The 250-nt window shown below is 46.0% G+C and carries 1 rRNA gene; it reads left to right on the top strand.

Annotated features, from left to right (window positions below):
- Positions 1 to 93 precede the first annotated feature (93 nt).
- Positions 94 to 250, top strand: a 23S ribosomal RNA gene (locus A9180_RS22205); the annotation flags it as partial.

Here is a 250-nt window from a genome sequence, read left to right as displayed (position 1 = left end):
AAAATTGAAACACTGAACAACGAAAGTTGTTCGTGAGTCTCTCAAATTTTCGCAACGCGATGATGAATCGAAAGAAACATCTTCGGGTTGTGAGGTTAAGCGACTAAGCGTACACGGTGGATGCCCTGGCAGTCAGAGGCGATGAAGGACGTGCTAATCTGCGATAAGCGTCGGTAAGGTGATATGAACCGTTATAACCGGCGATTTCCGAATGGGGAAACCCAGTGTGATTCGTCACACTATCATTAAC

The organism is Escherichia sp. B1147, assembly GCF_001660175.1.
Lineage (GTDB): Bacteria > Pseudomonadota > Gammaproteobacteria > Enterobacterales > Enterobacteriaceae > Escherichia > Escherichia whittamii.
This window is presented reverse-complemented; position numbering and strand designations above follow the sequence as displayed.